3 protein-coding genes are annotated in these 1,831 nt (G+C 39.9%); all 3 read right to left on the reverse strand.

Annotated features, from left to right (window positions below; translation table 11 throughout):
• Positions 1-174: 174 nt before the first annotated feature.
• The 3 genes from H595_RS0119555 to H595_RS23090 all read right to left on the reverse strand — a co-directional run bounded on the left by H595_RS0119555 (position 175) and on the right by H595_RS23090 (position 1,701).
• Complete coding sequence (locus H595_RS0119555) at positions 175-582, reverse strand: hypothetical protein (RefSeq protein WP_027672651.1); 408 nt, start codon at positions 580-582, stop codon at positions 175-177.
• 66 nt (positions 583-648) lie between these two features.
• On the reverse strand, positions 649-1,227 hold the full coding sequence (locus tag H595_RS0119560; protein WP_027672652.1) for a GNAT family N-acetyltransferase: 579 nt from the start codon (positions 1,225-1,227) through the stop codon (positions 649-651).
• Positions 1,228-1,347: 120 nt separating this feature from the next.
• Positions 1,348-1,701, reverse strand: coding sequence for a hypothetical protein (locus tag H595_RS23090; RefSeq protein ID WP_037055548.1), 354 nt, complete (start codon positions 1,699-1,701; stop codon positions 1,348-1,350).
• Between the last annotated feature and the right edge of the window lie 130 nt (positions 1,702-1,831).

A 1,831-nucleotide genomic window follows, 5' to 3' on the forward strand; every position in this document is an offset into this window, starting at 1 on the left:
CAACACTCGATACGGGTGGTCAGTTACACCTTACCCGACAGGGACTTACACCCTGCAAGATGCATCAAGCTTTGCTTGACGCACTAACGCTTTGCTAATTGGCTGCCGCAGCACAGCGTAGGCAGTCCGGTGGAGGCCACGCTGTTTGTGGCCGGAACGAAATTAAGCAACTTGTTATACGGCTAACTTACTAACACTTACAACCTTGCTGAATAAGCTTTGCTTTGGATAATTAATTGCAACTTCAAAGCAATCAGATTCATTAAACACTAACTTATAGTGATTGCAAGATATCTGGCTAATGCTACTTAATGAGTAACTATTATAAAAAGGCGTAAAATTATGGCAGCCAACAATTTCAAGGTTCTTGTTTAAAACGACAACTTCGCAGCCTTCTTCGAACGGACAATCCCAGTTTATAAGCAGCAGAAAGTAGTTAGGCAGCTCAAATTGTTTTTCTATCACGAAGCCAGATACTTTTAAGTTAAGCTCTTCACCATTAAAGTAGAGCAAAGATTTCAAAGGTCTATCCTCGTAGCTTCCTTGATGCTCTTTAATAGTGAATTTAGCTATTGGTATCACAGAGCTTCCTTTGCCGTATAACGCTTGCAGCAACGGTGAGCGTAGCGAATCCGCTGGCTGCAATTGTTAGCTGAATTTACTTAGTAGGTTGCACTTTACCGCTGGCCACTCAGCAGCAACGATTGAGTAAACAACTGTGTCCCTAATAGAGCCATCCTTCATTATTTGATGATGACGTAAAATCCCATCTTGTTTAGCACCCAAACGCTCTATGGCTGCTCTGGATGGCTGATTAAAATAGTGCGTTCTAAATTCAACTGCAATTGCATCATGTGATTCAAATAGTTTTTTTAGTAGTAGCAATTTACATTCTGTATTAATCGGCGTTCTTCGTACCGAAGATGAGTACCAAGTATAACCAATCATGGCTCGCTTATTTTTTGCATCAACGTTGTAGTACCGGGTTGTACCAACAATTTGATTGGTAAACTTCGAGCGAACGGCATATGCAATATTACCTAATCTACTAGCTTCTACTGCGTCTTCCACATATTTACTCATTTCTTCTGGTCGTGGAACATTTGCAAACCAGAGCTTCCATGATTCACCATCTTGAACGGCTGCTTTCAGTTGAGATAAGTGTTCGATCCGCAAGGGTTCAAGAGTCAAAAAGTCGCCTTCCAATATTTCTTCATTAATCCACATAACTTCCAGACTTCGTTATTCAGCTAACGCCCGGCTAACCGCGCAAATGTTTGATGGCGGCTTTTTTGCGTTTCTTTGCAAAAAAGGTGACAGCGAATATTTGTCCGTTTGAGCCGTTTGTTATGTGATTAAATTTGCTAAACATAGTAAACCAATAAGTAATTCAAAAATAACACCGCCTATATTTTTTTGTGTAAATGCATCATTAAACAAACTCAAAAATCTTATAAAAGATGCTGTAACCCAGCCTATGCCAATTACAATGAAAGCATCATTAGATTGAGTGGCTATTGCGTATAAAGATATACCAATAAAAAAGCCACCATAGGTTGCCCTAATTTCAGATTGTCCTTCTTTGCCTATTGCTTGGACACTTACAAAAGCTTGAATTAATTGCGGTCTAAATAATGCGATTAAACCTAAAGTTAAACTTATTAAAACACCAACATTAGAGAGTAATAAGCTAATAGACATTCCTAGTTGTTACCCCTAAGTTTAAGACTCTTGATTCACAATCGTGGTAGAACGACCCATTACTGAGCCGCCCCCACACAGATCCGGACGTGCGGAATTACCGCATCCGGCTCTTCAGTTATATATTCAC

Source organism: Rheinheimera baltica DSM 14885, from assembly GCF_000425345.1.
Taxonomy (GTDB): Bacteria; Pseudomonadota; Gammaproteobacteria; order Enterobacterales; family Alteromonadaceae; genus Alishewanella; species Alishewanella baltica.